Origin of the sequence: Listeria valentina (assembly GCF_011800755.1) — a bacterium.
Taxonomy (GTDB): Bacteria; Bacillota; Bacilli; order Lactobacillales; family Listeriaceae; genus Listeria; species Listeria valentina.
This window is the reverse complement of the sequence record NZ_JAATJW010000121.1, coordinates 1-2,043: the sequence shown is the minus strand read 5'-3', so window position 1 is coordinate 2,043 and position 2,043 is coordinate 1. Positions and strand designations below refer to the sequence as shown.

Genomic DNA, 2,043 nt, shown 5'->3' with positions numbered 1-2,043 from the left:
AAAGTCCTTTCGACATTTGTGTCTATTTATTTACTAGTATATCAAAAAAGGTGTCTACTTTATTAGGATACATGCAGTCTAACCTCGCAATATCACTTTCAGCTTCTTCCAAGTTTTTCGAAACTGCCTTCAAGCTGTCTATGGCGCCTTTTCCCCAAACGCCTTTACCGATTAAGCTCCCGATGCTTTTCTCAGCTTTCTCAAAATCCGCTTCAATGTAGTGAACATCCTTCATCCTTTATCGCCTCCGATGTTCAGCGACGCGATAATTTTTTCGCCCACTTCTTGGTCAGCTTGAATCATCGCATTTAGCGTTTCAAAGACAAGTGAAGATGCACGTGCATAATGATCCTGTAATTCCAAAACGCGATCATTTGCATCGGATACTTTCTTCATCGCTTTTTTTGCTTTTCCAGCCGTTACATACTCTTGGTGATTGATTTTCTTGATCGCTGGCGCAATCACCGATTCGAATTCATTGGCAATCGCCATCAGTTCATTTGCAATATGTGTCAGTTCATCTGGATTGATCGAGATCGTTCCTGAACCGCCCTCTCCACTAAATGCCTGTTGTGCCATTTTCTAGCGCCTCCTTCACTGGAAACTTCAATTCACGGTAAAGCTCATTCCACAGCCAATAACCGCTCACCTGATAATACGCCTCACGTACCACGTCAACCGCAATCAGCAGCTCTTTCCAAACAAATAAGAAATACTGCTGATAAAAGTCACGGTTTTCTTCCACGCGTGGCTCCTCGTTCACGTGAAAATATTCCATACTCAAAAAACGTTCGTCAGGCTCACATAATGCCGCCAATTCAGCGTCTTCCGCACTAAGCTCGCGCATCAAAAACGATTTCTCTTCTTCTGGCATCGTTCTCCCAAGTAGCGGGAACTGCTGGTTTAGAAGTTGCAAAATGAATACTTTATCCATAACTTCGAACCGATAAGCGGAATCTTCTTCCACTTCAATCAGCAAATACGCGTTCTCAGAATCATCATCTCGAAACCCGAATAGAAATTGATTGAGCCGAACATACGACTGACAGCTTTGATAATTTTCCAGTGATTCAACAACGAGTGCTCCCCCGTCTGTCAGTTCGCCAGCTTCATTTAAAATCCCTTTCTCTTGAAGCGCCTCATATCCTTCACGAAAACCATCTTTGCCTTGCAGCTGGAAAACCGCTCGGTCCGGTAGACCGAAAACGGATTCCCCGCCAAAGGCAGAAGCGATCAAAAATAGTTCTTCAACACGAAAAGTATCCTGTGCTGTCATAGTCGTTTCACCTCACGTACTTGACTTGATTCTTCAAAGTCAGCTTCAAATTCAGACAATTTCTGTAAAGCCTTTCTTTGCTTCTTGTAGCGTGATTCGACTTCCTTGTGGTATTTTTCGATCAACTCAATATAGGTCAAGAAACTATCCCGCGCTTTCCCGTCCCACTTTGCACTGGCTACATAGGAGGTCAAGTCTGAACATTTTTTATGCGTTTCGCGAAGTGAGTCTTCGACAATTTTGGCTTGCGCTTTTGCTTCCGCAACTTTGCTCGCTTTGATCTTCACATTACCCATTCTTTAGCCGCTCCTCCCTTTCTTTTCGCTCTTTTTCTTTCTTCGCTTTCTCAACAGCTGCTTCGTGGATCGCTTGTGCTTTGTATTCTGCGTACTTGTCATATGCTTTATTTTTCGCACTGACGAGCTTCGAACGTTTATCTGCTTCACTGCTAATATATTTCGCAAGTTTTGATGCTAATTTCTCCCGTTTTTGATCAAAATCATTAGAGGGGATTTTACTGTTCGACATATTGGGTACGCCGTTTTTATAGCTACTAAAAGTGTCTTTAGCTTCAGCCATTTTGTCATCATGCTCACGAATTGCATCCTTTAGCAGATCGTGTAATTTATCATAGTCATCGCGTTTCTTCTCTGTTGGAGTATTAAAAAATCCAAATAAACCCATTTTATCCCCTCCTCGTAAAATATATTTTAGAAAGATAAATGATCTTCCCTAAATGTTTCATTTCTTTTCCTTACGGAATAAGT

5 protein-coding genes are annotated in these 2,043 nt (G+C 42.0%); all 5 read right to left on the bottom strand.

What is annotated here, in order from left to right; translation table 11 throughout:
• Window positions 1-22: 22 nt before the first annotated feature.
• The 5 genes from HCK02_RS13665 to HCK02_RS13645 are packed head-to-tail and all read right to left on the bottom strand — an operon-like array spanning window position 23 to window position 1,960.
• Window positions 23-235 (bottom strand): hypothetical protein, encoded by a 213-nt coding sequence (locus tag HCK02_RS13665; protein WP_167630650.1) that lies wholly within the window; start codon window positions 233-235, stop codon window positions 23-25.
• The gene (locus HCK02_RS13660; protein WP_167630649.1) at window positions 232-579 is read right to left on the bottom strand and encodes a hypothetical protein; all 348 of its coding nucleotides are present in this window, start codon (window positions 577-579) and stop codon (window positions 232-234) included. Before HCK02_RS13660 ends, HCK02_RS13665 begins: the two co-directional genes overlap by 4 nt.
• The gene (locus tag HCK02_RS13655) at window positions 560-1,276 is read right to left on the bottom strand and encodes a DUF5081 family protein (protein WP_167630648.1); all 717 of its coding nucleotides are present in this window, start codon (window positions 1,274-1,276) and stop codon (window positions 560-562) included. Before HCK02_RS13655 ends, HCK02_RS13660 begins: the two co-directional genes overlap by 20 nt.
• Window positions 1,273-1,572 (bottom strand): WXG100 family type VII secretion target, encoded by a 300-nt coding sequence (locus HCK02_RS13650; protein ID WP_167630647.1) that lies wholly within the window; start codon window positions 1,570-1,572, stop codon window positions 1,273-1,275. The genes HCK02_RS13655 and HCK02_RS13650 overlap by 4 nt, the downstream gene beginning before the upstream one ends.
• Window positions 1,565-1,960, bottom strand: a complete 396-nt coding sequence (locus HCK02_RS13645) for a chorismate synthase (RefSeq protein ID WP_167630646.1) — start codon at window positions 1,958-1,960, stop codon at window positions 1,565-1,567. The genes HCK02_RS13650 and HCK02_RS13645 overlap by 8 nt, the downstream gene beginning before the upstream one ends.
• Between the last annotated feature and the right edge of the window lie 83 nt (window positions 1,961-2,043).

Excerpts from the sequence above, each read along its gene's own strand:
- HCK02_RS13650 (WP_167630647.1), bottom strand. The coding sequence starts at position 1,572 with ATGGGTAATGTGAAGATCAAAGCGAGCAAAGTTGCGGAAGCAAAAGCG.
- HCK02_RS13645 (WP_167630646.1), bottom strand. The coding sequence starts at position 1,960 with ATGGGTTTATTTGGATTTTTTAATACTCCAACAGAGAAGAAACGCGAT.
- HCK02_RS13660 (WP_167630649.1), bottom strand. The coding sequence starts at position 579 with ATGGCACAACAGGCATTTAGTGGAGAGGGCGGTTCAGGAACGATCTCG.
- HCK02_RS13665 (WP_167630650.1), bottom strand. The coding sequence starts at position 235 with ATGAAGGATGTTCACTACATTGAAGCGGATTTTGAGAAAGCTGAGAAA.
- HCK02_RS13655 (WP_167630648.1), bottom strand. The coding sequence starts at position 1,276 with ATGACAGCACAGGATACTTTTCGTGTTGAAGAACTATTTTTGATCGCT.